This is a genomic window from Dietzia cercidiphylli, assembly GCF_039531545.1.
In the GTDB taxonomy this organism is placed as follows: Bacteria; Actinomycetota; Actinomycetes; order Mycobacteriales; family Mycobacteriaceae; genus Dietzia; species Dietzia natronolimnaea.
This window is the reverse complement of record NZ_BAAAQG010000024.1, coordinates 92,882-116,411: the sequence shown is the minus strand read 5'-3', so window position 1 is coordinate 116,411 and position 23,530 is coordinate 92,882. Positions and strand designations below refer to the sequence as shown.

Annotated in this window: 27 protein-coding genes; 14 read left to right on the top strand and 13 right to left on the bottom strand. The window is 71.0% G+C overall.

The annotated features are described in order from the left end of the window. Positions 1-55: 55 nt before the first annotated feature. Entirely contained in the window at positions 56-1,429 is a 1,374-nt protein-coding gene (locus ABD250_RS17315) for a lipase family protein (RefSeq protein ID WP_179523969.1), read from the top strand. A 49-nt stretch (positions 1,430-1,478) separates the two neighbouring features. Here ABD250_RS17315 and ABD250_RS17310 read toward each other — a convergent pair whose 3' ends face one another. Further along, entirely contained in the window at positions 1,479-1,913 is a 435-nt protein-coding gene (locus tag ABD250_RS17310; RefSeq protein WP_182658316.1) for a nuclear transport factor 2 family protein, read from the bottom strand. Positions 1,914-1,937: 24 nt separating this feature from the next. On the opposite strand from ABD250_RS17310, the gene ABD250_RS17305 reads away from it, so the two are divergent. From ABD250_RS17305 to ABD250_RS17295, 3 genes are read left to right on the top strand one after another with little or no spacing between them, the layout of a single operon-like run. Then, positions 1,938-2,480 (top strand): nuclear transport factor 2 family protein, encoded by a 543-nt coding sequence (locus ABD250_RS17305; protein ID WP_182617425.1) that lies wholly within the window; start codon positions 1,938-1,940, stop codon positions 2,478-2,480. Next, positions 2,477-3,373, top strand: a complete 897-nt coding sequence (locus ABD250_RS17300) for an SDR family NAD(P)-dependent oxidoreductase (protein WP_182658317.1) — start codon at positions 2,477-2,479, stop codon at positions 3,371-3,373. Before ABD250_RS17305 ends, ABD250_RS17300 begins: the two co-directional genes overlap by 4 nt. A 2-nt stretch (positions 3,374-3,375) precedes the next feature. Continuing rightward, positions 3,376-3,765: a hypothetical protein gene (locus ABD250_RS17295; RefSeq protein ID WP_179523973.1), complete on the top strand. Its 390-nt coding sequence runs from the start codon at positions 3,376-3,378 to the stop codon at positions 3,763-3,765. 55 nt (positions 3,766-3,820) lie between these two features. Here ABD250_RS17295 and ABD250_RS17290 read toward each other — a convergent pair whose 3' ends face one another. Both ABD250_RS17290 and ABD250_RS17285 read right to left on the bottom strand, forming a co-directional pair. After that, complete coding sequence (locus ABD250_RS17290) at positions 3,821-6,865, bottom strand: leucine--tRNA ligase (protein ID WP_344393481.1); 3,045 nt, start codon at positions 6,863-6,865, stop codon at positions 3,821-3,823. A gap of 330 nt (positions 6,866-7,195) precedes the next feature. After that, entirely contained in the window at positions 7,196-7,678 is a 483-nt protein-coding gene (locus ABD250_RS17285) for a DoxX family protein (RefSeq protein ID WP_182641161.1), read from the bottom strand. Positions 7,679-7,774: 96 nt separating this feature from the next. Between ABD250_RS17285 and ABD250_RS17280 the strand changes: the two genes are divergently transcribed. From ABD250_RS17280 to ABD250_RS17270, 3 genes are all read left to right on the top strand, one after another. Next, entirely contained in the window at positions 7,775-8,305 is a 531-nt protein-coding gene (locus ABD250_RS17280; RefSeq protein ID WP_182658881.1) for a MarR family winged helix-turn-helix transcriptional regulator, read from the top strand. Further along, a complete protein-coding gene (locus tag ABD250_RS17275; RefSeq protein ID WP_259844060.1) occupies positions 8,302-8,868 on the top strand; it encodes an SdpI family protein in 567 nt (188 codons plus the stop codon). The genes ABD250_RS17280 and ABD250_RS17275 overlap by 4 nt, the downstream gene beginning before the upstream one ends. Before the next feature lie 139 nt (positions 8,869-9,007). Further along, entirely contained in the window at positions 9,008-9,586 is a 579-nt protein-coding gene (locus ABD250_RS17270; RefSeq protein WP_182658358.1) for a hemerythrin domain-containing protein, read from the top strand. A gap of 67 nt (positions 9,587-9,653) precedes the next feature. Here ABD250_RS17270 and ABD250_RS17265 read toward each other — a convergent pair whose 3' ends face one another. Continuing rightward, positions 9,654-10,028 (bottom strand): DUF202 domain-containing protein, encoded by a 375-nt coding sequence (locus ABD250_RS17265; protein WP_179523979.1) that lies wholly within the window; start codon positions 10,026-10,028, stop codon positions 9,654-9,656. Continuing rightward, positions 10,025-10,408 carry a YidH family protein gene (locus tag ABD250_RS17260; protein ID WP_179523980.1) on the bottom strand — a complete coding sequence of 128 codons (384 nt, stop codon included), beginning with the start codon at positions 10,406-10,408 and terminating at the stop codon, positions 10,025-10,027. Before ABD250_RS17260 ends, ABD250_RS17265 begins: the two co-directional genes overlap by 4 nt. Positions 10,409-10,480: 72 nt before the next feature. Here ABD250_RS17260 and ABD250_RS17255 point away from each other — a divergent pair, with 72 nt between their 5' ends. After that, positions 10,481-11,464 carry a bile acid:sodium symporter family protein gene (locus ABD250_RS17255; protein ID WP_182658359.1) on the top strand — a complete coding sequence of 328 codons (984 nt, stop codon included), beginning with the start codon at positions 10,481-10,483 and terminating at the stop codon, positions 11,462-11,464. 31 nt (positions 11,465-11,495) lie between these two features. On the opposite strand, the gene ABD250_RS17250 is transcribed toward ABD250_RS17255, so the two are convergent. Beyond that, on the bottom strand, positions 11,496-11,705 hold the full coding sequence (locus ABD250_RS17250) for a hypothetical protein (protein ID WP_182658360.1): 210 nt from the start codon (positions 11,703-11,705) through the stop codon (positions 11,496-11,498). 10 nt (positions 11,706-11,715) lie between these two features. Next, positions 11,716-12,414 carry a type 1 glutamine amidotransferase domain-containing protein gene (locus ABD250_RS17245; RefSeq protein ID WP_182658361.1) on the bottom strand — a complete coding sequence of 233 codons (699 nt, stop codon included), beginning with the start codon at positions 12,412-12,414 and terminating at the stop codon, positions 11,716-11,718. 893 nt (positions 12,415-13,307) lie between these two features. Here ABD250_RS17245 and ABD250_RS17240 point away from each other — a divergent pair. Together ABD250_RS17240 and ABD250_RS17235 are read left to right on the top strand one after the other, a co-directional pair. Further along, complete coding sequence (locus ABD250_RS17240) at positions 13,308-13,595, top strand: hypothetical protein (protein WP_182615412.1); 288 nt, start codon at positions 13,308-13,310, stop codon at positions 13,593-13,595. A gap of 77 nt (positions 13,596-13,672) precedes the next feature. Beyond that, positions 13,673-14,218 carry a GNAT family N-acetyltransferase gene (locus ABD250_RS17235; RefSeq protein WP_182615414.1) on the top strand — a complete coding sequence of 182 codons (546 nt, stop codon included), beginning with the start codon at positions 13,673-13,675 and terminating at the stop codon, positions 14,216-14,218. Between the two features lie 7 nt (positions 14,219-14,225). On the opposite strand, the gene ABD250_RS17230 is transcribed toward ABD250_RS17235, so the two are convergent. Then, on the bottom strand, positions 14,226-14,792 hold the full coding sequence (locus ABD250_RS17230; protein ID WP_182658362.1) for a hypothetical protein: 567 nt from the start codon (positions 14,790-14,792) through the stop codon (positions 14,226-14,228). Between the two features lie 53 nt (positions 14,793-14,845). After that, positions 14,846-15,298, bottom strand: coding sequence for a MarR family winged helix-turn-helix transcriptional regulator (locus tag ABD250_RS17225; protein WP_338404158.1), 453 nt, complete (start codon positions 15,296-15,298; stop codon positions 14,846-14,848). 68 nt (positions 15,299-15,366) lie between these two features. On the opposite strand from ABD250_RS17225, the gene ABD250_RS17220 reads away from it, so the two are divergent. After that, entirely contained in the window at positions 15,367-16,614 is a 1,248-nt protein-coding gene (locus tag ABD250_RS17220) for a cytochrome P450 (protein WP_182644720.1), read from the top strand. Positions 16,615-16,725: 111 nt separating this feature from the next. Here the strand turns inward: ABD250_RS17220 and ABD250_RS17215 are convergent, their stop codons facing one another. Together ABD250_RS17215 and ABD250_RS17210 are read right to left on the bottom strand one after the other, a co-directional pair. After that, entirely contained in the window at positions 16,726-17,010 is a 285-nt protein-coding gene (locus ABD250_RS17215) for a branched-chain amino acid transporter permease (RefSeq protein ID WP_179526069.1), read from the bottom strand. 62 nt (positions 17,011-17,072) lie between these two features. Beyond that, entirely contained in the window at positions 17,073-17,777 is a 705-nt protein-coding gene (locus tag ABD250_RS17210) for an AzlC family ABC transporter permease (RefSeq protein ID WP_179523987.1), read from the bottom strand. 64 nt (positions 17,778-17,841) lie between these two features. Between ABD250_RS17210 and ABD250_RS17205 the strand changes: the two genes are divergently transcribed. Both ABD250_RS17205 and ABD250_RS17200 read left to right on the top strand, forming a co-directional pair. After that, on the top strand, positions 17,842-18,717 hold the full coding sequence (locus ABD250_RS17205; RefSeq protein ID WP_182658363.1) for a helix-turn-helix domain-containing protein: 876 nt from the start codon (positions 17,842-17,844) through the stop codon (positions 18,715-18,717). Beyond that, positions 18,714-19,148 carry a VOC family protein gene (locus ABD250_RS17200; RefSeq protein WP_182658364.1) on the top strand — a complete coding sequence of 145 codons (435 nt, stop codon included), beginning with the start codon at positions 18,714-18,716 and terminating at the stop codon, positions 19,146-19,148. The genes ABD250_RS17205 and ABD250_RS17200 overlap by 4 nt, the downstream gene beginning before the upstream one ends. Positions 19,149-19,170: 22 nt before the next feature. Here ABD250_RS17200 and ABD250_RS17195 read toward each other — a convergent pair whose 3' ends face one another. Both ABD250_RS17195 and ABD250_RS17190 read right to left on the bottom strand, forming a co-directional pair. Continuing rightward, positions 19,171-20,376, bottom strand: a complete 1,206-nt coding sequence (locus tag ABD250_RS17195; RefSeq protein ID WP_304816730.1) for an MFS transporter — start codon at positions 20,374-20,376, stop codon at positions 19,171-19,173. A 77-nt stretch (positions 20,377-20,453) separates the two neighbouring features. After that, positions 20,454-21,086 (bottom strand): YqgE/AlgH family protein, encoded by a 633-nt coding sequence (locus ABD250_RS17190; protein WP_179523990.1) that lies wholly within the window; start codon positions 21,084-21,086, stop codon positions 20,454-20,456. Positions 21,087-21,159: 73 nt separating this feature from the next. On the opposite strand from ABD250_RS17190, the gene ABD250_RS17185 reads away from it, so the two are divergent. Next, a complete protein-coding gene (locus ABD250_RS17185; protein ID WP_344393473.1) occupies positions 21,160-22,695 on the top strand; it encodes an MFS transporter in 1,536 nt (511 codons plus the stop codon). Positions 22,696-23,530 lie beyond the last annotated feature (835 nt).

Sequence of the window (23,530 nt, the reverse complement as noted above, 5' to 3'; positions counted from 1 at the left end):
GTCCACCGCGGCATGCGCGCAGAGTCGTTCCGCCAGCACCGATACTGGAGAACACGTGAGATCACCGTCACCGGACCGGGCCGCCACCCGCGGCCTCTCCCCTCTCGCCGGGGCGCTCGCGCTCGGACTGGTCGTGGCCCTGGCTCCGGCTCTCGCGACCGGCGCGGCCCCGGAGGCCGCCGCGCAGGGTTCGTCCGACCACGGTTCGTCCAACGCCCCGGACCGGACGGCGTTCTACACCCCACCGGCGCAGCTGCCCGCGATTCCCGGCACGGTGATCCGCAGCGAGCCCATGGTCATCACGCCGAGCGTCCCGGACCTCGTCGCGGGCGGTGCCCTGTCCGCCGACGCCCAGCGGATCATGTACCGCTCGACCGGCGCGGCGGGCGGGCCCGTCGCCGTCACCGGCACCTACCTCCAGCCCAAGGCCCCGTGGACCGGTCCCGGCCCGCGACCGCTCGCCGTGGTCACGCCCGGCACGCAGGGTCAGGGCGACCAGTGCGCGCCCTCGAAGTCCATGGAGGTCGGGCTCAGCGCCCGGACGGCCCCGCTCTCGATGGCGGCCGGGTACTCGCTGATCGACGCGTACTCGATGCTCGCCGAAGGCTTCGCCGTCGTCGTCACCGACTACGAGGGGCTGGGCACGCCCGGCCACCACCCCTACGTCAACCGCGACTCCCAGGGCCGCTCGGCCCTGGATGCCGCCCGGGCCGCGGTGCGCTTGTCCGGGACCGACCTCGCCCCCGACTCCCCCACGGTCGTGAGCGGGTACTCCCAGGGCGGAGGCGCGGCCGCGGCCGCCGCCGAGATGCAGCCCCAGTACGCACCGGACCTCAACCTGGTGGGGATCGCCGCGGGCGCCCCGCCGTCGGACATGCTCGGCACCCTCGACCGCGTCGACGGCGGCGTCCTCACCGGGGCCGTCGGGTACGCCATCAACGGGATCCTGCAGGTGCACCCCGAGCTGCGTCCGGCGTTCGACCGGCAGCTCAACGACGAGGGCAGGCGCATGCTCGAGGTGACCTCGACGCAGTGCGTCGCCGAGACCGCGTTCGCCTACGGTCTGCGCCGGACCACCGAGTTCACCACGCACGGCAACTCGCTGGCCGACGCCGCCCGGTCCGAGCCCGAGATCCTGCGGGTCCTCGAGGGCTACAACCTCGGCCGCGTGGCCCCCACGGTCCCCGCGATGGTCTTGATCGGGCGCAACGACGACGTGGTCCCCCACGACACCGCGGTCGACCTGGTCCGGGACTGGTGTGCCCGGGGCGCCACGGTGGAGCTGCGTACCGCGGAGCTACCGGCTCTCGCGCCGGGGCTGGTGATCGACCACGCCCTGCCGATGCTGGCCGAACGCGCCACCAACGCGCGCTACCTCATGGACCGGGTGCACGGCCTGCCGGCCCCGGACTCCTGCGGCACCGTCTGACGCCGGACCACGGAGGGGACCGCCGGGTGGCGGGCCCCTCCGTCGTCCGTCAGGGCAGGTTGTGGTGGAAGGCCTGCTCCTGCGCGAGGCTGTCGATCCGCCAGCCCTCTGCGGTCCGGACGAACCCGAGCACGTACCAGAGCCCGTAGAAGAACACCTGCTGGTCCTTCTCCTCCACCGGCCGCAGGGCCATCGGGTTGAAGCACATGCAGCGTCCGGTCGCGGTGTCGCCGTCCAGGGTCACCGCGAGATTGCCCATCAGGTGCTGGGTGGAGGCGAAGATCGGCAGCATCTCCGCCAGCCAGGCGCGCACCGCCGGATAGTCGTCCGCGGGCCCGCCCGAGGCCTCGTAACTCACCCGGGCGTCCGGGGTGAACACCCTGTCCAGTCCGTCGAAGTCACGGGCGTCGATACAGGTCGCGTACCTGGTCACCAGGTCCTGGAGGTCCCAGCGATCGGACAGCTCGACCAGTGTTCGACTCATGCCCACTAGGCTAACGTGGCCCGCATGCAGTTCGAGCAGGAATCCCGCGCCCGCCAGGCGATAGAGCAGCTCAAGTACCGGTACTGGCGGGCCTGCGACGCCAAGGATCCGGAGGGGTTCCGGGCGTGCTTCGTCGCCGAGGGCGGCCTCCTGGACTTCGGCCCGCTCGGCCGCACCGACCCGGACACGATGGTCGGGATCTTCCGTCAGATCGCCCTGGCCACCGCCTCCGACGGCGGACCCCGCATCCTCGACATGCACCACGGCCTCATGCCCTCCATCGCTGTCGAGGACCCGGCGGACGGGGGCGCGCCGCGGCGCGCCACCGGCACCTGGACGTTGCAGTTCCGTCAGGTGGACCGGGAGAACGGCACCGAGACCCTCTCCACCGGCGAGTACTCCGATGTCTACGTGGTGGAGAGCGGCCGCTGGGTGATGGCCGAGTGCCTGTTCTCCCCGGGGTGGTCGATCACGCGCTCCCTCGACAGCGCGACCGTGACCTTTCCCGAGGTCCACACCGTCCGCGGAGACGAGACGGCAGCCGCGACCGCCGGGGTCGACTCGTGACCGCGCGCGTCGCCCTGGTCACCGGCGCCAGCCGCGGCGTCGGCAGGGGGGTGGCCACCGCACTCGCGCAGGCCGGGTGGACGGTCTACGTGACCGGCCGGTCCGCCGAGCGCCTGCAGGGCACGATCGACGCGGCCTCCGGCGCCCCGGGCGAGATCCGCCCACTCGAATGCGACCACTCCCGGGACGACGAGATCGTCGCCGTCGTCGCCCGGATCGCCGAGCAGGCCGGACGCCTGGACCTGCTGGTCAACAACGTGTGGACCAACCCCAAGGGCTTCATGGGGTTCAACGGCAAGTTCTGGGAGCGGCCCGCCGGCGACTGGGACGCCCTCATGGGCGTCGGTCTGCGCGCGCACTACGTCGCCAGCTGCGAGGCCGCCAAGGTGATGGTCCCGCAGGGGTCGGGCCTGATGGTCAACATCTCGTCCTTCGGGTCGCGCTCGCCGTTCCACACCGTGCTCTACGGGATGAGCAAGACCGCCCTGGACAAGATGGCCTCGGACATGGCGCACGAGCTCGTCGGGACCGGCGTGTCCACCCTGTCGCTGTGGCTCGGCCTCATCCGCACCGAACTCATCCTGTCGTTGGGGATGGACGACTTCAACGGCTTCCCCCTGGACCGGGCCGAGGACCCGACCTTCGTCGGCCGCGTGATCGTGGCACTGGCCGACGATCCGTCGCTGCCGGCGCTGAGCGGGTCCACGGTGATCACGGCCGAATACGGTCGCGAACACGGGGTGACGAACGACGACGGCGAGGTACCGCTGTCGCACCGGGGCGCCTTCGGCGGTGGTCCGCTCTTCCCGCCGGTGACGGACGAGCAGCTGGGGATCACGACGGTCGACGAGGTAGCCGAGGCCGGCGGGCACAACGGATTCGTGGGGAGGTGACGGTGTCTCCCCGAGGGATCGGCGAGTTCGACGACCCGCTGGAGCGCCTCGAACGCAACGAACGCCAGGCCAGCCAGGCCATCCGCTACGTCCTGCTGTCCGCCTCGGCCGTGGTCATCTTCGCGGTCGCGCTCGTCGCGGTGGGCGGCGGCATCGGCGAGGAGTGCACGGAACCCGGCGGCACGTGCCTGACCTCCGACCGGGTCGAGGTGGTGCTGCTGCCGCTTCTGCTGTCGGTGATCCTGTCCGTGACCGCGGGGGTCAAGACCTACCGGCGGTGGAAGCAGCACATCAGGTGGCGGCCGTGGCTGTTCGCCAGCTACGCCATGTGGATGATCACCACCACCTACCTGATCGGCTCGTCCTCGGCGGTGTTCGTGCAGGTGGGCTGACCCCTCCCCCCGACCGGGACCTCACACCGCCCGGTTCTCTCACCGCCCGGCCCTCTCACGGCACGATGTTGACCATTTTCCCCGGCACCACGATGACCTTCTTGGGGGTCGCTCCGGCGAGGTTGGCCTGCACCTTCTCGTCGGCCAGGGCCGCCGCCTCGACCTCGGTCGGCGTCGCGTCCGCAGGGACGGTGATGCGCGAGCGCACCTTGCCCTTGATCTGCACCGGGTACTCCACCGAGTCCTCGACCAGGTAGGACTCGTCGTGCTCGGGGAACGGGCCGTGGGCCAGCGAGCCGGCGTGCCCGAGCCGCGACCACAGTTCCTCGGCCAGGTGCGGGGCGACGGGGGCGACCATCAGCACCAGAGGTTCGACGGCCGACCGCGGCGCTCCCGGCCCCTCGGTCGGGTAGGCCTTGGTCAGGTGGTTGACGTACTCGATGAGCTTGGCGATCGCGGTGTTGTCGCGCAGGCCCGCGAAGTCGTCGCGGACCCCCGCGATGGCCTTGTGCAACGCCTTGAGCACGTCCTGCGGCGGCTCCTCCTCGGTCACCCGGGCCTGCCCGGTGGACTCCTCGATCACCACGCGCCACAGCCGCTGCAGGAAGCGGTGCGCCCCCACGACGTCCTTGGTGGCCCAGGGCCGTGAGGTGTCGAGCGGGCCCATGGACATCTCGTACACACGCAGCGTGTCGGCGCCGTACTCGTCGCAGATCTCGTCGGGGGAGACCGAGTTCTTGAGCGACTTGCCCATCTTCCCGTACTCCTGGAACACCTCGGGGGCGTCCGGGGAACCGTCCAGGTAGAACTTCCCGTCCCGTTCCTCTACATCTGCAGCAGGCACGTACACGCCGCGTGCATCGGTGTACGCGAACGCCTGGATGTACCCCTGGTTGAACAGCCTGCGGTAGGGCTCCTCGCTGGTCACGTGCCCGAGGTCGAACAGGACCTTGTGCCAGAACCGCGAGTAGAGCAGGTGCAACACGGCGTGCTCGACTCCACCGACGTAGAGGTCCACTCCCCCGGGGTCGCCCTCGCCGTGGATCTCGGGCCGCGGACCGGTCCAGTAGCGCTCGTTCTCCAGCGCGCACAGCTCGTCCGGGTTCGTGGGATCGATGTAACGCAGCTGGTACCAGCTGGAGCCGGCCCAGTTGGGCATCACGTTGGCGTCGCGGGTGTAGGTCTGCACGCCGTCGCCGAGATCCAGCTCGACGGTCATCCACTCGGTGGCCTTGGCCAGCGGCGGGGAGGGCATCGAGTCGGGGTCGTCGGGGTCGAAGGACACGGGCTTGTAGTCCTCGACCTCGGGCAGCTCGACGGGCAACATCTCGTCGGGAAGCGCGTGCGGGACGCCGTCCGAGTCATAGACCACGGGGAACGGCTCGCCCCAGTAGCGCTGGCGGGCGAAGAGCCAGTCCCGCAGCTTGTACTGGACGGTCCCCTCGCCGGTGCCCTCGCCCTCCAGCCAGGCGATGGTGGCGGCCTTGGCCTCGTCCACGTCCATACCGTCGAGAGACAGCCCGCGCTCGTTGGTCGAGTTCACGGCCACGCCGTCGCCCGCGTACGCCTCGGCACGCACGTCCAGCTCACGCCCGTCTGCCGGCGCGACCACCTGCACGATCGGCAGACCGAAGGCCGTGGCGAACTCGTGGTCGCGGGAGTCGTGGGCGGGCACGGCCATGATCGCGCCGGTGCCGTAGCCCATCAGCACGTAGTCGGCCACGAACACCGGGACCTGCTCGCCGTTGACCGGGTTGACGGCGTAGGAGCCGGTGAAGACGCCGGTCTTGTCCTTGTTCTCCTGGCGCTCCAGATCGGACTTGGTGGCGGCCCGGCGGCGGTACTCCTGCACGGCCTCGGCCGGCGAGGAGTGCCCGCCGGTCCAGCGCTCGTCCAGCCCGTCGACGGCGCCGCCCACACCGTCCACCCCGCCGGGAGCGTCGCCCGCCTCAGGCCAGAACGGCCCGGCCAGCTCGTCGACCAGCGGATGCTCGGGCGAGAGCACCATGTAGGTGGCGCCGAACAGCGTGTCGGGGCGGGTGGTGAACACCTCGATGGACTTCTCCGCCACGGCGAAGCGGACGCGTGCGCCCTGCGAGCGGCCGATCCAGTTGCGCTGCATGGACTTGACCTTGTCGGTCCAGTCCAGACGGTCCAGGTCGTCGACCAGCCGATCGGCGTACGCGGTGATCCGCATCATCCACTGGGAGAGGTTCTTGCGGAACACGGGGAAGTTGCCGCGCTCGGAGCGCCCCTCGGCGGTGACCTCCTCGTTGGCCAGCACGGTGCCCAGCCCGGGGCACCAGTTGACCTGGGAGTCGGACAGATACACCAGCCGGTGCGAGTCGAGGACCTTCTCCTGCTCGGCCGCGGTCAGATCGGGCCACTCCCGTCCGGCGAACCCGGCCGGCAGCGGGCGGGCACCGGAGACGAACTGCTCGCGCAGCTCGGCGATGGGCCGGGCGCGGCCGGTGCGCGTGGGGTGCTCGCCGCCGTCGGTGGTGCGGGCGGGCGCGTCCGGGTCGTACCAGGCGCCGTGGATCTGCAGGAAGATCCACTGCGTCCAGCGGTAGAACTCGGTGTCGGTGGTGGCCACCACGCGCCTGCGGTCGTGGCCGAGCCCCAGGCGCCCGAGCTGGCGCTCCATGTTGACGATGTTGGCCTCGGTGGTGACCCGCGGGTGCTGGCCGGTCTGGACGGCGTACTGCTCGGCGGGCAGGCCGAATGCGTCATAACCCAGGGTGTGCAGGACGTTGGTCCCGAGCATGCGGTGGTATCGGGCGAAGACGTCGGTGGCGATGTACCCCAGCGGGTGACCCACGTGCAGGCCGGCGCCGGAGGGATACGGGAACATGTCCTGCACGAAGAGCTTGTCCTCGGGCGGTGACGACCCGTCGGCGGCCGCGAGGGGGCCGACGGGGTTGGGGGCCTCGAACGTCCCGTGCTCGGACCACTCGCGCTGCCAGCGGGATTCGATCCGGCCGGCGAGGTCGGCGCCGTAGCGGTGGGCGGGCCCGGCCTGGTCGGTCTGCCCGGACTGGTCGGTCTGCGCGCCGGTGACGGACTGATCTGCGGTGACGGTCTCGTCGCTGCTGCTCACGGTTGTCTGCTCTCTCTGGATCCTCGCCGGTGCCCACACGCAGGCTTCGGTCAAGCCTAAACCCTGGACCGGGTCGGGCCTCGCCAGCGTGTGAGCACCGCGCCCCGGGAACCGGGGCCCCGCCCCGTCGAGAACCGGGCCACCCACTCGTTGAGAAGACGGTTCCGACCACGTTTCCCGAGTGTGGGGTGTGCGGAACGCTCTTTTCGATGCGGCCTTGTCGACGTGGCCTCGGTGACGTGGCCTACTCGATGCGCTGGTCTCGATGCGCTCTCGACCGGAGGCCGCGGGGCCGCGGGGGCGGGCCGGGTGCAGCCGGCCTGCGTGGAGTCAGCCCCGGGCGGCGCGACGGTTCGCGATCAGCGCGTCGAGGCTGTAGCGACCGGTGCCGACCAGGCCGAAGACGGCGACGGCCAGCGCGATCACGGCGACGAGCTCCCAGCCACCGTTGGTGGCGTAGATCCCCGCGCCCTGGTGGACGAAGACATAGGCGCCGACCATGACGACGACGACGAGGGCCGCGACGACCTGGGTGAGCAGCCCCAGCACCAGCAGGATCCCTCCGGCCAGCTCGACGACGCCCGCGAACACCGCGGCGGCCTGGGCGGCGGGGACCCCGACGGAGTCGAAGAACTGGCCGGTGGCCCCGGCGCCGTTGGTGACGAGCTTCTCCCAGCCGTGCGCGATCAGGACCACCCCGAGCAGCACCCGGGTAAGGAGCAGGCCGATGTCGCGGACGATCCCGCGCACGGGGATCAGGCGGGTCTCGGCCCCGGCGGCACGGGAAGAGGGGACGGTCGTCGTGGTGCTCATGTCTGTGGTCCTTTCGGGTCACGCATCCGGATGATGCGTCACACACTTCTATCCCCGTACTAGATGTCGTGTCAACTATGAGCGTAGTGTGGGGTCATGAGCGAACCCCTGCCGACCGACCACGTGCAATGGCTGACCGACGAGGAGAAGGCGCTCTGGCGCGACTACCTCGCGATCCAGGGCCGCCTGCACCTGGCTATCCAGCGCGACCTCAAGGCCACGTCGAGCCTGACGGAGCCGGAGTTCGAGGTGCTCGTGTACCTCAGCGAGGCCGACGGCCCGCTGAGGATGACCGCGCTGTCCGACGTCCTGCAGTGGGAACGCAGCCGGCTCTCCCATCAGGTGACCCGGATGGTCCGGCGTGGACTGGTGCAGCGGACGAGCTGCCCCACCGACGGCCGGGGCGCGTTCGTCTCCGCCACCGAGGAGGGCATGCGTGAGATCAGGGAGGCCGCACCCGATCACGTCGCCACGGTGCGCCGGGAGTTCCTGGACCGGCTCAGCGAGCAGGACAAGCGCGAACTCGCCCGACTTCTCGCGCTGGTCGAGGGTTCCACCGGGGAGGGGCCGACGGGGGATGAGGCGAATCGGAAATCCCCCGTCGCGGGCGTACCCTCGGGGGCGTGAACGCAGTGCTCGTGGTGGTCGTGGTGCTCCTGGCGTGTCTCGCCCTGGTGGTCGGGGTTACCGGCCTGCTGGGACTGCTCGGTCGACTGCCGGGTAACGGCGTCCTGGGCGTCCGCACCCCGGAGACCCGCCGCTCCCCCGAGGCCTGGACGCTCGCCAACCGGGCTGCCGGGCCCGCCCTGCTCGGCTCAAGCCTCATGCTCATGCTCGGTGCGCTGGGCGTGGGACTGATCGGGGGCTGGGTCGGTGGCCTCGTCGTCGTCGTCGCTCTTCTGGGTTCGCTCGCCCTGCTCAGCGTCGCCGGCCTCGCCGGCTCCCGCGCCGCGGCGCTGTGGGAGGACGCGCAGGACGACGACGAGGGCGGTTGCGGCTGCGGCTCCGAGGGCGGCTGCGGCGGCCACTCCGCCGGCGACCCCGGGACCTCCGACGCACCCGGCGCGGGTTCCTGCGGCGACTCCCCCGCCGACCCGGCGGACCCCGCCGCCGACTGCGGCGTGACCGGCGGCTGCGGATCGTGCGCCCTGCAGGGCATGTGCGACTCGGAGAGCACCACCACCCGGTAAGACACCGCGGGGAGGCCTGTGTGGGGCCCGCGCGGGGGGCCCAGGTGGGGGCGCGCGTCCCCGCCCGACCGGTGGCCCGCTCCCAACAGGCTGCCTACGGTCAGAGGTCCATCCGACCCACACCGTCAAGGAGCTCGCCATGGCCCAGAAGTCCACGTCAGAGTCCGACCAGGACGTCGTCGACATCCTCACCGCCGACCATCGCGAGATGATCGGATTGATCGAGATGATCGAGGAGACCTCCGACCCGAAGGAGCGCCGTTCGCTGGCCGACTCCGTGATCGCCGAGGTGACGCGGCACTCGGTGGCCGAGGAGTTGTTCGTCTACCCCGTCTACGAGCGCGAGGTCCCGGACGGCGGCGACGAGGTCGAGCACGACAAGGAGGAGCACCAGGAGATCGAAGAGGTGATGAAGGAGCTCGAGGGCCTGGACTCCGAGAGCGCCGAGTTCATCGCCACCGTGAAGCGCTTCAAGGAACTCCTCGATCACCACGCGGACGACGAGGAGAGCGACCAGTTCCCCAAGTTGCGGGCAGCCGTCTCCGCCGAGGACCTGCTCGACCTGGGCCGGAAGGTCGAGGCGGCCAAGAAGATCGCCCCCACCCGTCCGCACCCCGGATCCCCGCACTCCGAGTTGTTCCACATGACCCTGGGGCCCGGTGTCGGCATGGTGGACAGGCTCCGCGACGCCCTGAGCGGTCGCCTCAAGAACACCTGACCCGACCGGTCCTGGTCCGGGCGCGGGCGTCTGCAATCGCGGGCGTCCGTGCGACTGGTCTGTACAGCTAGAACAGCACCCGGATCAGGACGGCGGTGAGGCCGCATCCGGCCATCACCAGCACCATCGCCACCAGGCCGATGTTGTAGCGGACCTGGGTCTGCTGGACCTCTCCGGCCCGGACGAACCGCCCCACCCGCTGTTCGTGGTGCAGCTGCACCCTGAGCAGCGCGAGCAGCGGGACCACGACGAGAGTCGCGAAGACCGCCGCCCACACCCACGAGGTCTCGGCGATCAACTTGGCCACCAGGATGATGTTCACCGTCACCACGGCCCAGGTCCGCGCCCACGACAGGCTGGTGCGCTCGGCCTGGAGTCCGACGTCGGGCGGGACGGCCTCCGGGCGCACGCCGATCCGCCGCCGCGGGGCGCCTGCGCTCATGCGATGGTGCCGCCGAGGATCGCGACGACCAGCAGGATCGCACCGGTCGCGATGCCCAGCACCAGGAGGATCGACGCCTGCGGGACCGGAAGCGGCCTGTTGTGACGCATCGACGCCTCGATCCGGATCCAGCGTCGGAACGACACGGTGGCCAGCAGCGCCGCCATCACGAGGAGTACGCAGGCCAGCGGGGTCCGGATGATCTCAGGGATCTCGTCGCCGGCGAAGGCCTCCATCGCCACGGCGCCGGCCATCAGACCGAGGCTCGTCCGGATCCACGCCAGAAACGTGCGCTCGTTGGCGAGCGTGAACCGCGGGTCCGGTTCCTCGCCGTCCCGCAGCGACTTGGGCCGCCACCCCTGTCCGACTCGCTCCGTCATCCCCCGAGCCTATCGGCCGCCCCTGCGGGCCTCGTGCGGACCGCCCGCGGACCGGGGTGATGAAATGGGTCGATGAGCTTTCTGCGTCGCCTCCGGATCGAGCCGTTCATCCTGGCGATCCTGGCCGCCGTCGTGGTGGCGGCGGTGCTGCCGGCCACCGGAGGCGCGGCCACGGCGCTGGGCTGGGTCACGACAGTGGGGATCGCGGTCCTGTTCTTCCTCTACGGCGCGCGGCTGGAACCCCGTGAACTGCTGGCCGGTGTGAAGCACTGGCGGTTGCACTCGGTGGTGCTGGCGGCGACGTTCCTGCTGTTCCCGGCCCTGGGACTCCTGGGCAGATGGGCGCTCACCCCGGTCCTCGGTGAGCAACTGGCCGCCGGTTTCCTCTTCCTGACGCTCGTACCCTCGACCGTGCAGTCCTCGATCACCTTCGTGGCGATCGCCCGCGGCCACGTCAGCGCCGCCGTGGTCTCCGCGTCCGTGTCGAACCTGCTCGGGGTGGTCATCACTCCCCTGTTGGTCTTCGCGCTCATGACCAGGGACGGATCGGTGGTCATCACGTGGGACTCGGTCGGGAAGATCGCACTGCAGCTGCTCCTGCCGTTCGTCCTGGGCCAGCTGCTGCGGCGGTGGGTCCTGCCGGTCACCGCGAGGATCAGGCGCCTGGCGCTGTTCGACAAGTCGGTGATCGTGCTGATCGTCTATGCGGCGTTCTCCGACGGGGTCGCCGACGGCAGCTGGTCCAGGGTCGGGCCGGCCCAGCTGGCGTGGCTGATCGCCGCGTGCTGCGTCCTGCTCGCGGTGGTGCTGGGCCTGACCGGGCTGATCTCCCGCGCGCTCGGGTTCGCCGACCGCGACAAGCGGGTCGTGCAGTTCTGCGGTTCCAAGAAATCGCTGGCCACGGGGCTGCCCATGGCCGCCGTGCTATTCGTCGGCCAGCCCGTCGGACTCCTGGTGCTCCCGCTGATGCTGTTCCACCAGATCCAGCTGATCGTGTGCGCGTGGCTGGCGGGCCACTACGGCCGTGCGGAGGGAACCGAGGCGCCCGCGGCGTGAGGCGCCGCGCGCATGACGACCCCGCCGAGGGTCACCGCGCCGGTGGCCTGCCCGCCGCCCTGGCCCGGCTCTCCAGCAGGATGTACAGAAGCACCCCGAGCGCTCCGGGCCCGGTCAGCCCCGGTGGGCGTCGAGGAATGGGCGTTCCGTGGAGAAGGACGACGGGGTCGCCCTCGCCGTGCACGCCGAACGAGATCCGGTGATCGTCGACGACGGCGTTCCGGTCGACGATGGGACTCACCGGCACGGAGTCAGCCGAGGTCGGAGACGATCCGCTTGGCGAGCTCCTCCGAGGACTGGGGGTTCTGACCCGTGTAGAGGTTGCGGTCGACCACCACATGCGAGCCCCACGGCTCGGCGGCCGAGGAGTACTCGGCCCCCAGCTCGACGAGCTTGTCCTCCAGCAACCAGGGCGCGTTCTCCGCCAGCCCGACCTGCTCCTCCTCGACGTTGGAGAACCCGGTCATCTTGAATCCCGCGAACGGCGAGGTCGACGCGTCATCCGACGCCGCGAGGACGGCCGCCGGGGCATGGCACAGCATGGCGAGCGGCTTCTCCGCGGTCACCCGCTCGGCGAGGATCGCCCCGGAGGTCTTGTCCACGGCGAGGTCCTCCAGCGGGCCGTGACCGCCCGGGTAGAACACCACGTCGAACTGGTTGTGGTCGACGGAGGCCAGGTCGGCCGGCGCGTTCAGGACGGGCGCGAGCCGATCGAGCGAGGCCTTGACCTTGTCGAGAGTCTCCGGGTCGCCGGCGCCTTCGCCGAGGCTTGCCTGGTCAACGGTGGGAGCACGCCCACCCGGGGTCGCGACGGTGACGGACCAGCCGGCGTCGGTGAACACCTCGTACGGGGCGACGAACTCCTCCGCCCAGAAACCGGTGGGGTGCGCCGACCCGTCCTTGAGGGTCCAGTGGTCGGCGGCGGACATGATCATCAAGACGGTAGCCATGCCGCGACACTACGGAGGTCACGCTGAACCGCAACTGAACGCGTCGGCCGTGTTCCGTATCACAGCAGGCATGATGTAAGCGAATGTTCGTCTGACTTCCGACCACGTGCTCCCCGACCGTTCCCCGCGCCCTACCAGCGGCAATGCGAATAACACCCATGTTGACGATGTATCAGCAGGTCAACCCCTCGAAACCGGGCTCTCATCCTTAGTCGACGAAGCAATTGCCAGCCGCGGAGGCTCCCCTGAACGTTCTCGCCGCACGAGCTGAGTGGCACGTGTGTGAACGACCACAGTGTTCCGTTCGAGTGACCGGGAGGGCGGGAATGGACGGCGATACCGCGCGGAGAGCGCCGAGTCCGATGACGGCATCGCTTGCCCTCGCCGGACTGGTCCTCCTCGGCATCACCGCGGGTGCCGCTGCCGCGGTCCTCACCGCCGGGGGATCCGAGGTCCTCGATGGGGCCTCGTCCGACGCCCCGATCGCCCAGGCCGGGTTGACCACCACCGTCGCCACGGTCACCACGGACCACCCCACGACGACGACTCCGCAGCCACCCGTCCCAGCCACGTCGACCGCCTCGGTCACGCGGGAGCCCCTGGCATCGTCCACCCCAGAGGTGCCCGCGGTTCGTGCCGTTCCGGCTGGGGCCGCCGCGACCGTTCGCGTAGCCCCGGCTCCCGCACCGGCCGCGCAGCCCCATCGGCCGGCTCCGGCGCCAGGTCGTGCTCCTGCGCCGATTCCCGCGCCGCCACCCGAACCTGCTCCTCCACCAGCGCCCGCACCGCCGGCCATCACCATCCCGTTGATCCCGGTGCAGCCTCCACCAGTCGTGCAGCCGAAGCACGTGACCATCGGCTGACGTTCCAGAGAATCAACGAAAGGACCCACCATGGACCCCATCACCCTTCTCATCGGCCTGGGCGCGGCGATCCTCCCGTACCTCGGTCCCGCCGCGGCACTCGGCATCTCTCCACTCGCCGCCGGTATCGGTGCCGCCGGACTCGGCACCGGCAGCGCCGTCTCTGCTCTCGGTCTCGGCGGAGCCGCCGCAGCCAATCCGTTCACCGGCGCGGGCCTGCAGAGTGCGAGTGCGGATGGCTTCAACAACGGCGCGGCCGCTGTTGCGGGAGCTGTCAATGGGCTGAACATTCCGGGAGTACACCTCACCGTCAACTGACGCCCGGCGTCCACCGCACCCTGCTGCGCCCCGGCTCCGGTTGGGTCGCCGCAGGGCTCCGGTGCTTGAATAGCGCGATGACCAGCGTGACCTATCTGCAGCAGACCTCCGCGTCGTGGCTGCGCCCGGCTCGCCGCGCGGACCTGACGATCTCCCGGGTCTTCCCCGCCGAGCCCGCCTTCAACTCGCAGATGTACGGCGAGATCGGCGCCGACTGGAAGTGGACCGACCGACTCGAGTGGTCGGACGGACGCTGGGCCTCCTACTGCGCGGACCCCTGCGTCACCACCTTCCGGGCGACCCGGGGCGGCGAGGTCGCCGGGTTCGCCGAACTTCGCATGAGCCCGCTCGGGGACGAGCCGGGTTCGGGCCACGGGGACCCGGCTGACGGTGTCGATGTCGAGATCGTGTACTTCGGCCTGCTCCCGCGCTTCGCCGGCCTGGGTCTCGGCGGATGGTTCCTCTCCGAGACCGTCCGGATCGCCTGGCAGGTCCCGGGGTGCCGCAGGGTATGGCTGCACACGTGCGGGGACGACTCCCCGGCCGCGATCCCGAACTACCTGTCTCGCGGGTTCGTCGAATACGCCCGGGACGAGACCGGCTGCGCGGCCTGCACGACCTGAACCCCACTCATCGAGGTCGAGTGCAGCCGTTGCCCGCACACGTCTGCCCGTTGCCCAGCAGCACCCCGACTTCCGGCCCTCCCGGCCCCGGAATCACGTTGCCCGCGTCGTCGCACAGGACGTCATAGTTGCAGGTGTAGGGCACATCGAACGCCGGCTGAGCATTGGGATCGGGCATCTCTGCGCCACTCGGATAGCGGCAGACGGCTCCGTCGCACACAGGAGTGTTGGCCTCGCGCTCTTCCCGGAGCGTGGCATCGCTGACCGACTGACAGTACTCGGAGTAGCCGGTCACAGTTCCGTCTGACCAATACGTCTCGACGGGGCCCAATCCCCTCTGACAGTCGATGATGTGCGGCTGCGCGACCGTCTCGGCAGTCTCCTCGACCGGGGTTTCGTCGATTGCGTTGCCTTCTTCCACCTGCTCTTCGGCCGGTTCCGCTTCCGCAGAGGTCGTCGGGACCGATGGCGATGATGACGACGTCGCTGTACTGTCCGGCGCGCCCTCCCCGGACCCACACGCGCCGAGCACCAGAACGGAAGCCACCGCGGCCACAACGTGTCGAAGACCCATAGGGCAAGCATCGTTCACATGCTGGTGTCAGGGGACTGATTCGCCGCTCTTACTCACTGCTCGGCCAGCCGGCTCAGTGACCGTCCACCCATTCGCGAGACCAGTTTCTCCGAGACGGCACCGAATGCCTGCAGCTCGTCGTCGTCGAGCCCGTCGAACAGCCACTCCGCCAGCGCGACACGCGCCGACACGACCTCCTCGACGATCCGACGCGACTCGTCGGTGAGGTTGACCAGACGGACCCGCCGGTCGTCCGGCGGCATGGTCCGGACCACGTGTCCGCTGGCGACCAGCCCGTCGACGAGTGCGGTGACCTGGCGCGGCGAGCAGTCCAGGAAGGTCGCCAGCTCCACCTGCTTGCACTCGCCCTCGAGCCCCAGGACGAACAGCAACTCCAGTCGCGGCACCGTGAGGCCGTAGTTCGCCGCAGCGCGCTCGATCGAACCCGACATCTCCTCGGCCAGCATCAACGCGCGATCGAGAATCTCACTCCCAGACAGTGCCACGCGTATATAGTTACCACTATTCACCTTTCCCACACCTGCCGACCGGCGGTGGACGAGGCGCAGGAGACATCGTGAACGTGACCATCCCAGCAGGATTCGACTTCACCGACCCGGACCTGTTCGAGAAACGACTCCCGCATGAGGAGTGGCGCCAGTTGCGGCAGACCGAACCGATCCACCGCGTCGACAAGCGTCCCGGGTCGGACGGCTTCGACGACGACCACTACTGGCTCGTCACCAGGCACGCCGACGTCAAGGAGATCTCGCGCCTCACCGGCGAACTGTTCTCCGCGGGGGAGAACACGATGATCCCTCGGTTCTCCGAGGGAACCGACCGCTCGATCATCGAGGCGCAGCGGTCGATGCTGGTCAACGAGGACGGTGAGATCCACAAGAAGCACCGCCGGATCATCTCCCGCGGCTTCACCCCACGCGGCGTGGCCGGCATGCGCGAGGAACTCGCCGACCGCGCGCGCAAGATCGTCACCGCCGCCGCGGAGTCGAACGCCGACGACTTCGTCACCGCGATCGCCTCCGAGCTCCCGCTCCAGGCGATCGCGGATCTGCTCGGCGTTCCGCAGGAGGACCGCCACAAGATCTTCGAGTGGTCCAACATCATGACCAGCTACGACGCCGGGGGCGACCCCGACGCTCCCGCCATCGCGTCCATGGAACTCATCGGGTACGCGAACACCATGGCCGAGGACCGCGCCGCCAACCCGCGGGACGACATCGTGACCAAGCTCGTCCAGGCCGACGTCGACGGAGAGCACCTGTCGCCCGAGGAGTTCGGCTGGTTCGTCACCCTGCTGTCCGTCGCCGGCAACGAGACCACCCGCAACGCCACCACCCACGGCATGGTGGCCATGCTGGAGAACCCCGACCAGTGGGAGTTGTTCAAGCGCGAGCGCCCGGAGACCGCCTACGACGAGATCCTCCGGTGGGCCTCACCGATCACCCAGTTCCAGCGGACCGCCATGGAGGACGTCGAGATCGGAGGCGTGTCCATGGCCAAGGGGGATCGCGTGCTGATCTGCTACGGATCGGCGAACTTCGACGAGGACGTCTTCGAGGACCCGTTCACGTTCAACATCCTCCGCGACCCGAACCCCCACGTGACCTTCGGTGGGCAGGGTCCCCATTACTGCCTCGGCGCCAATCTGGCGAAGATGCAGCTCGAGATCATCTTCAACGCCGTCGCCGACTATTTCCCCGACCTCACCGCGCTGGGCGAACCCACGCGGCTGCGGTCCGGCTGGCTCAACGGCCTCACCGAGTGGAAGGTCGACCTGGGCACCTGTCCTGTGGCCCACTGAGCTGCAGGAATCGGCCGGGCCGCCGTGGTTCCGCGGAGCCGCTCCTCCCGGTGAACTCTCGCCTGCCCCCCTGCTCGTGCGGCAGTGCATCGGGGGACGCGCGTGCCGGTCTCACCCGAGCCAGGCTCCCAACAGCATGTAGGTGGCGGTACCCACGATGATGCTCGCCGCCGCCCGTCGCCACACCAGGTGCACCGCCAGGGTGAGAGCCAACGCGGCTCCGGCGGGCAGCCAGGAGCCGAGGGCGGCGGTGGTGTCGCGCAGGGTGTAGACCACCAGCACCACCATCACGCCGGCCGGCATCGTGCGGCCCAGATAGCGCACGACCCGCGAGTCGCGGAGCCGGGTGAGCGCGACGAACGGGGCGGCGCGCAGGGCCATGGTCACGACGAACATCACTCCCAGCCCGGCGAGCAGATAGCCGGCTCCCGGCACCGGGGCACCGGTCAACGGTGAGCTCACGCCGGTTCCCGCCCCTCGCGGGTCGCCCACGCGTACCGCGCGATCAACACGGCCACGAACGCGCACAGCCCCACGATCAGCATCTGCTCCGGGGCCAGCCACGCCGCCACCAGACCGCACACCAGGCCGATCACGGGGGCCGGCAGGTCTCCCGAGGCACGCCACGCGTCCACCGCGAGGACGGCGAACAGCGCGGTCAGCGCGAACTGCAGACCGTCGAGCCCGGCGGGCAGAGCGGCCCCGACGAGCGCGCCGACGATGCCGGGGACCACCCACAGCGTCTGACAGGTGAGGGAGATGGTCAACGTCCGCGCCCCCGTCATCTCCGTGCGCCGCTTGGTGGCGGTGATCGCGTAGACCTCGTCGGTGAGCGCGTAGACGGCGTAGAGGCGGCCGAGACGCGAGCGGATGGCGTCCAACGGGAAACTCAGTCCGTAGAAGACGTGGCGGAAGTTGACCAGGAACGCCGCCGCGGCCAGCGAGTACAAGGGAGTGAGGGCCGTGAGCAGACCGATCGCCAGGAACTCCATGGACCCCGCGTAGATCACCACGGAGAACACCGGGGCCCACCACCACGCGAATCCCGCCTGGGTGAGCAGGACCCCGAACGCCAGTCCCAGGGGGACCAGACCGAGTCCGACCGTGGAGCAGTCGGCCAGACCCTTGCGGATCTCTGCGCTGGTAGAGGGGGTGGACGGCACGCGGAGCAGTGTAGCGACCGCGGGGGTCTGGTCACCCCCGACGGGACGGGGCACACTTGGTGGCGTGAGCGTGCGCGAGGCCACTCCGCCGCCCGGGGTGAGGCGGCTCATCTCGTATGCCGTGGAGGGGATCGGCCCGCGGCCGCAGCGGCCACCACACCGGGGGCTGCCCTCCTCCACCCTGACCCTCGTCGTCGCCACGGACGCTCCTCTGCTGTGCTCGTATTCCTTCGCGGACTGGGCCCGCCGGGAGGGGGTACGCCACGACGTCTGCCTCGGCGGGTTCCACACCCGACCCGTCTACCTGCAACGGCCCGACCGCGAGGAAGGCGTCCAGGTCGCGGTGCACCCCCTCGCCGCGCGGCGCCTGTTCGGGATGCCGGCGTCCGCTCTCTCCGAGCTCACGCACGAGGGCGAGGACGTCCTCGGTTCCCGGGTCCGGGCGCTTCACTCGCGGGTGGCCTCGGCACCCGCCCGTGACCGCGCCGACCTCGTGGCCGCGGGCCTGGCCTCGGCGGCGGACAGGTACGAACTCGTACCCGGTCCGCGCCGGGAGGTGGTGGGCGCGTGGCGACTGCTCGAGGCCTCCGGTGGTCGCATGCGGGTGTCCCGGGTGGCCTCGGAGGTCGGGGTGACGCCCCGCCACCTGTCGACGCTCTGCAGGGCCGAACTGGGGATCGGGACCAAGGCACTCGCCGACCTGCTGCGCTTCGAGTCAACTCACTCGGCCCTGCGTGAGGCCGTCCGCAGGGCCTCGGGGCCACGGCCGGACGGGCTCCGACTGGCCGACCTCGCCCACGACCACGGGTACGCCGACCACGCCCACCTCAACGCCGCCTATCGGCGGTACGCGGGCACGTCGCCGACGAACTGGATCGAGGAGGAGTTCCGACACATCCAAGCCTGGCCGCCCGACCCCGGGGGAGACTCACCGGCATGAGTACGCACGAACCCGGCGCCGAACCCGCGCCCACCGTCTGGCACTGCTTCCGCTGCACCGACTCCCGGGTCGTGATCGACTGGCTCGTCCAGGCCCTGGGCTTCGTCGAGACCGTCTCGCACACCGAGGGCGGGCGGATCGTCCACGCCGAACTGCTCTGGCCGGAGGGCGGAGGCGTCATGCTCGGGGACGGCGGGAGAGGGGACGACGACCCGCACGCCACACCACCCGGGACGGGTCTCGCCTACGTGGTGACGGCCGAGTCCGACGCCGTCTACCAGCGCGCCCGGGCGGCGGGGGCCGAGATCGTCATGGAGATTCACGACACCGACTACGGTGACCACACCTTCTCCGCCCGAGACCCCGAGGGGAACGTGTGGTCGGTGGGGCAGTACCGGGGACACCCGGCGCCCGGCGCGGCCACCGGGTGACGACCGGGCACACCGGTCGGGATCACCGGACCCGGTCGGCACGCGGCACGACGGGCACCGCCAGCGCGGCCACCACCGCGGCCCCGGCGAAGACCGGCCCGTAACCCCACCGGTCGATTCCCGCCGCGAACACCGGGGTGATCGCCGAGATCGCGAGGAACTGCGCGGTGTTCTGGACTCCGAGGGCCCGCCCGCTCCAATGGGGTCCGGCGTGTTCGGCGACCGCGGTGAAGGCGAGTCCGTTGTCCGCCACGGACAGGACCGTCGCGATCACGGCGAGGGCCACGGCGACGACACCGGGGGCCCCGAACACCTCCGCGGCAGCCAGGACCGCCAGGCCGACCGAGACCGACACGGCAACCGCGCGAAGCGGAGTCAGCCGCGAGCCCACGCGGTCGGAGATCACGCCGACGACGATGCGTCCGACCGCACCCAGCAGTTGCGCCACCGTCACGACCGCGCCGGCCGAGACGGGCGACCAGCCGTGCCCGAGGACCAACCACGCGAGCATGAACGACTGCATGAGCGCCTGGGGGAGTACGAGCAGCACCGAGACGCCGTGGATCCGGTGCAGGTAGCGCGACGCCCGGTACGGCGAGGTGGCGAGTGTGGTGGACCCGGGGTCGTGACGGTCCGGCCGGGGAGGATCGGTGACGACGACGAGCGCCGCGACCGCGGAGACCGCAGCCATGACCACGGGGACCGCCAGCGCGGCCCGGAGACCCTGCGAGGCGGCCAGCGCCGGCATGGACATCGCCGCGACCGCCGCTCCGAGGGGTTGCGACATCTGCCGGACGCCCATCGCCATGCCCCGTCGTCCAGCGGGGAACCATCCCACCACCAGTCGACCGCTCGCCGAGGCCGCCGATGCCGAGGCCGCTCCCGCGAGCAGGAAGCACACGCCGAGGAGGGTCAGTGACGGGGTGATGAGAGCGCCTGCCAGGGCGGCCGTGGTGAGAACGGATCCGCTCACCAGCACGAGCCGCTCTCCGGCGCGGTCGACGAGCCAGCCCCAGGCCACGAGAGTGAGTGCGGTCCCGACCGAGGGCATGGCCACGAGCGCACCCGCGGCGGGGAGCGACAGACCGGCCACCGAGTGGAGGTAGGGGAGCAGGAAGGCCACACCGGCCACGAACGCCGAGGCGGAGGACGCGGCGAGCGTACCGACGCCGAGGATCGCCCACTGTCGTGGGCCCACCCGGGTCTCGCCGCTCGCTCCTGCGTCCACCAGCGGGAGAATACTCGCGGTCCTACTATCTGACTACTTCGTCTCACATAATGAGACACCCGACCGGTCGGGTCGGATCAGTTCACGTCCCCGTCGTTCACGAAGGTCGCGTAGAGGGGGAGAGGCATCTCCTGGCGACGCAGCACCGTTCCCCAGACGTCCACGTGCGCCGGCGCGAGCAGATCGCTCGGCAGGCTGGGGGCCACGTACCAGTCGCCGCGGTCGAGCTCTCCCTGCAACTGCCCGGGCGCCCAGCCGGTGTACCCCACGAACACGCGCATCCCCTCCACGGAGTCGCGGAGCAGGTCGGGTTCGCTGTCGAGGTCCACCACGTGGACCCTGCCCTCGATCTGCTGCAACCCCTGGTGCATCTCGCCGTCGACACCCGACCCGAGCACCACCAACGCGATCCCGGTGTCCGGCTTGACCGGGCCTCCGATGTGGAACACGGCCGGTGGCGCACACATCTCCGCCCAGCCGGGCAGGATCGTCTCGACCGGCGTGTCGCTCCGGCGGGTGATCACCACGCCGAGTGAACCGGAATGGTCGTGTTCGATCACGTAGATGATGGCGCGCCGGAAGTTGGGGTCCGGCATGTCCGGCGCCGCGATGAGCAGCGAGCCCGCGACGGGATCCCGCTTGTCCATCGCGTCGTAGAGGCGGTCGCCGAAGAGGCCTCCGCCACTCAGATCGTCCGGTCCCGTGTCCATGTCCCCATGATGCCCGCGCCACCGCCCGCCCACATCCGCGTCCCCTCGATCGGGTCTCGCTACGGTGGCTCCCGTGACCTCCTTGTCCGCAGGACCGGCCGATCCGACGCGCGGGCGCCTGGCCACGGCGTTGCGCGAGTCCGACGGTCTCGGCCGCCTGTCCACCGCGCGCCTGGCCGCCCTGCTCAGCGAGGGGATCCACCAGGCCGCGCTCGGCGGGATCGTGCTCTTCAGCCCCGAGACCGCCACGACACCGGCGGCGATCGCGGGCGGGTTCGCCGTGATGCTGCTGCCGTACTCGATCGTGGGCCCGTTCGCCGCCGCCGCCCTGGACCGCTGGGACAGGCGGGTCGTGGTGGCGGTGGCGGCACTCGTCAGAACCCTGGCGATCGTCGCCACGATCGCGCTCATCGCCGCCGGTGCCGTCCATTCGGGAGCGGGACTGGCCGCGCTGTTCGGGCTGTCCCTGGTCGCGATCGGACTCGGCCGGCTCATCAACACCGGCATGACCGCGGCCATGCCACGGGTGGTGCCCGACCGGATCCTCGCCGCCACCAACTCGGTCCTGGTCACTGTCGGGTCGGTGGTGACCGCGGTCGGTGCGGTCGCGGCGTTCGCGGTGCTGGCGGTGCTCGGCGCCGGCGACGCCGCCGTCTCGTGGACCCTCGTGCCCGCCGTGATCACCGCCGTCCTGGGGGTGTGGGCCATCCTCGCGCTTCCCCCACGGCACCTCGGGCCCGACGACGACGAATCCGGCACCGACCCCGGATCCGGCGTGGCCCGGGATGCCGTGACGCTGTTCGCCGGGGGTCTGGCCGAGGGCGTGCGGGCCGCCCGCTCCACAGCCCTGGTCTGGGTCGCGCTGGCCGGGGTCACGCTCGGTCGGGCCGCGTTCGGCATCACCACCATGCTCGCGGTCCTGCTGCTGCGCGACGTCGAGTCCGACGGGGGAGGTGGCCCGGTGGTGGCCGGGATGGGTGGGTTCGGCCTGCTCTCCGCCGCCGTCGCAGGCGGAATGGGACTGGCCGCGGTGGTGACCCCGTGGGCCATCGCCCGGACCCGCCGGATCCTGGTCGTGGCGTCCGGCGCCGCCGTGTCCGCGGTGGCCCAGCTCGCGGTGGGGCCGACCCTCGACCCCACCGCGCTGGTGGCGGGGGCCCTGGCGCTGGGGCTCGGCGCCCAGGTGGTCAAGCTGGTCGCCGACAACGCCATGCAGACCGACGTCCCGGACGCCCGCCGCGGTGGGGTGTTCGCGCTACAGGACGCCCTGTTCAACTCGGCGTTCGTCGTGGGGATGGTCGCCGTCCTGCCGTTCGTCCCCGCCGACGGCCGGTCGGTCCCTCTCATGCTGGTGCCGGTCGCCCTGTACGCCGTCGCGGCCGCGGTCGCCGTGACGGTGGGACTCCGGTCAGGACCCCAGTCCGAGCGATCCGGCGGCCACGGACCCGCCGCCGACCGACCCGCCGCCGACCGACCCCACACCCACCGAGCCCATCCCGACGGAACCGACTCCCACAGAGCCCGCTCCGGCAGAACCCGCTCCGGCAGACCCGGCTCCCACCGAGCCTCCGCCGACCGACCCGGCACCCACCGAGCCCGCCGCCGCTGACCCGGCTGCCGCGGACCCGGCGGCGGACCCCGCCCCCAGCGCTCCGGCGTCGATGGTGCCCACGTCGACCGAACCGTGGGGGAGCGCCATGTCGAGGTGGCCGTCACCGTTCGCGTCCATGACAGACATCAACCCACTGCCGGTGTCCACCGTGAGCGAGCCGTCCACCTCGACCACAGGGGGAGCGGGATCGGGAGCCGTTCCCCCCTGCACAGGACCTGCCGGCCCGGGCCCGGGCGCGGACGGCGGAACCGGATCGGCGGGCGCAGGCGGCGGCCCCGGCGCCGGCTCGACCACCGGGGGAGCGGTCCACCTGGCCCACTCCGACTCGAGCGAACCGTGATCGAGGGAGCCGACGGCGTCCGCGAGCAGAGCTCCCCAGTCCGGGAGCGCACCGAGCGCCTCCGAACCGGCCGTCACCGCGCCGTCCACGAGCGCGCCCGCCCCCGCGGCACCGGCCAGGAGTGACCCCGCCGCCAGGGACCCCCCGCCGACGGAACCGGCGCCCACGGAACCCCCGCCGACCGAGCCCGCGCCCACGGAACCCGAACCGATAGAGCCCCCGCCCACGGACCCCGCGCCGACAGAACCACCACCGGCGGAGCCCGCGCCGAGCGAACCCGCCCCCACGGACCCCGCCGCCAGGGCACCGGCCCCACCCGCGAAGACGTTCCACACCCCGCGGCCGCCCGCGTCCGAGTAGACCGCCTGGGCATCAGTACCCACATCGGTCACCACGCGGTCGGCGACCCCGTCGAGGTCCGAGTCCCACAGTGCGTCGTCGGCGTACCCGTCGCCGTCGAAATCCAGCCACAGCGCGTCCGCGGCACCGGTC

Coding starts and splice junctions, on each gene's coding strand:
- ABD250_RS17285 (WP_182641161.1), bottom strand. CDS start 7,678: ATGAGCACCACGACGACCGTCCCCTCTTCCCGTGCCGCCGGGGCCGAG.
- ABD250_RS17230 (WP_182658362.1), bottom strand. CDS start 14,792: ATGGGTCTTCGACACGTTGTGGCCGCGGTGGCTTCCGTTCTGGTGCTC.
- ABD250_RS17245 (WP_182658361.1), bottom strand. CDS start 12,414: ATGGCTACCGTCTTGATGATCATGTCCGCCGCCGACCACTGGACCCTC.
- ABD250_RS17310 (WP_182658316.1), bottom strand. CDS start 1,913: ATGAGTCGAACACTGGTCGAGCTGTCCGATCGCTGGGACCTCCAGGAC.
- ABD250_RS17280 (WP_182658881.1), top strand. CDS start 7,775: ATGAGCGAACCCCTGCCGACCGACCACGTGCAATGGCTGACCGACGAG.
- ABD250_RS17305 (WP_182617425.1), top strand. CDS start 1,938: ATGCAGTTCGAGCAGGAATCCCGCGCCCGCCAGGCGATAGAGCAGCTC.
- ABD250_RS17190 (WP_179523990.1), bottom strand. CDS start 21,086: ATGGACACGGGACCGGACGATCTGAGTGGCGGAGGCCTCTTCGGCGAC.
- ABD250_RS17200 (WP_182658364.1), top strand. CDS start 18,714: ATGAGTACGCACGAACCCGGCGCCGAACCCGCGCCCACCGTCTGGCAC.
- ABD250_RS17265 (WP_179523979.1), bottom strand. CDS start 10,028: ATGAGCGCAGGCGCCCCGCGGCGGCGGATCGGCGTGCGCCCGGAGGCC.
- ABD250_RS17255 (WP_182658359.1), top strand. CDS start 10,481: ATGAGCTTTCTGCGTCGCCTCCGGATCGAGCCGTTCATCCTGGCGATC.
- ABD250_RS17270 (WP_182658358.1), top strand. CDS start 9,008: ATGGCCCAGAAGTCCACGTCAGAGTCCGACCAGGACGTCGTCGACATC.
- ABD250_RS17215 (WP_179526069.1), bottom strand. CDS start 17,010: ATGTTCGTCGTGACCATGGCCCTGCGCGCCGCCCCGTTCGTCGCGCTC.
- ABD250_RS17240 (WP_182615412.1), top strand. CDS start 13,308: ATGGACCCCATCACCCTTCTCATCGGCCTGGGCGCGGCGATCCTCCCG.
- ABD250_RS17235 (WP_182615414.1), top strand. CDS start 13,673: ATGACCAGCGTGACCTATCTGCAGCAGACCTCCGCGTCGTGGCTGCGC.
- ABD250_RS17260 (WP_179523980.1), bottom strand. CDS start 10,408: ATGACGGAGCGAGTCGGACAGGGGTGGCGGCCCAAGTCGCTGCGGGAC.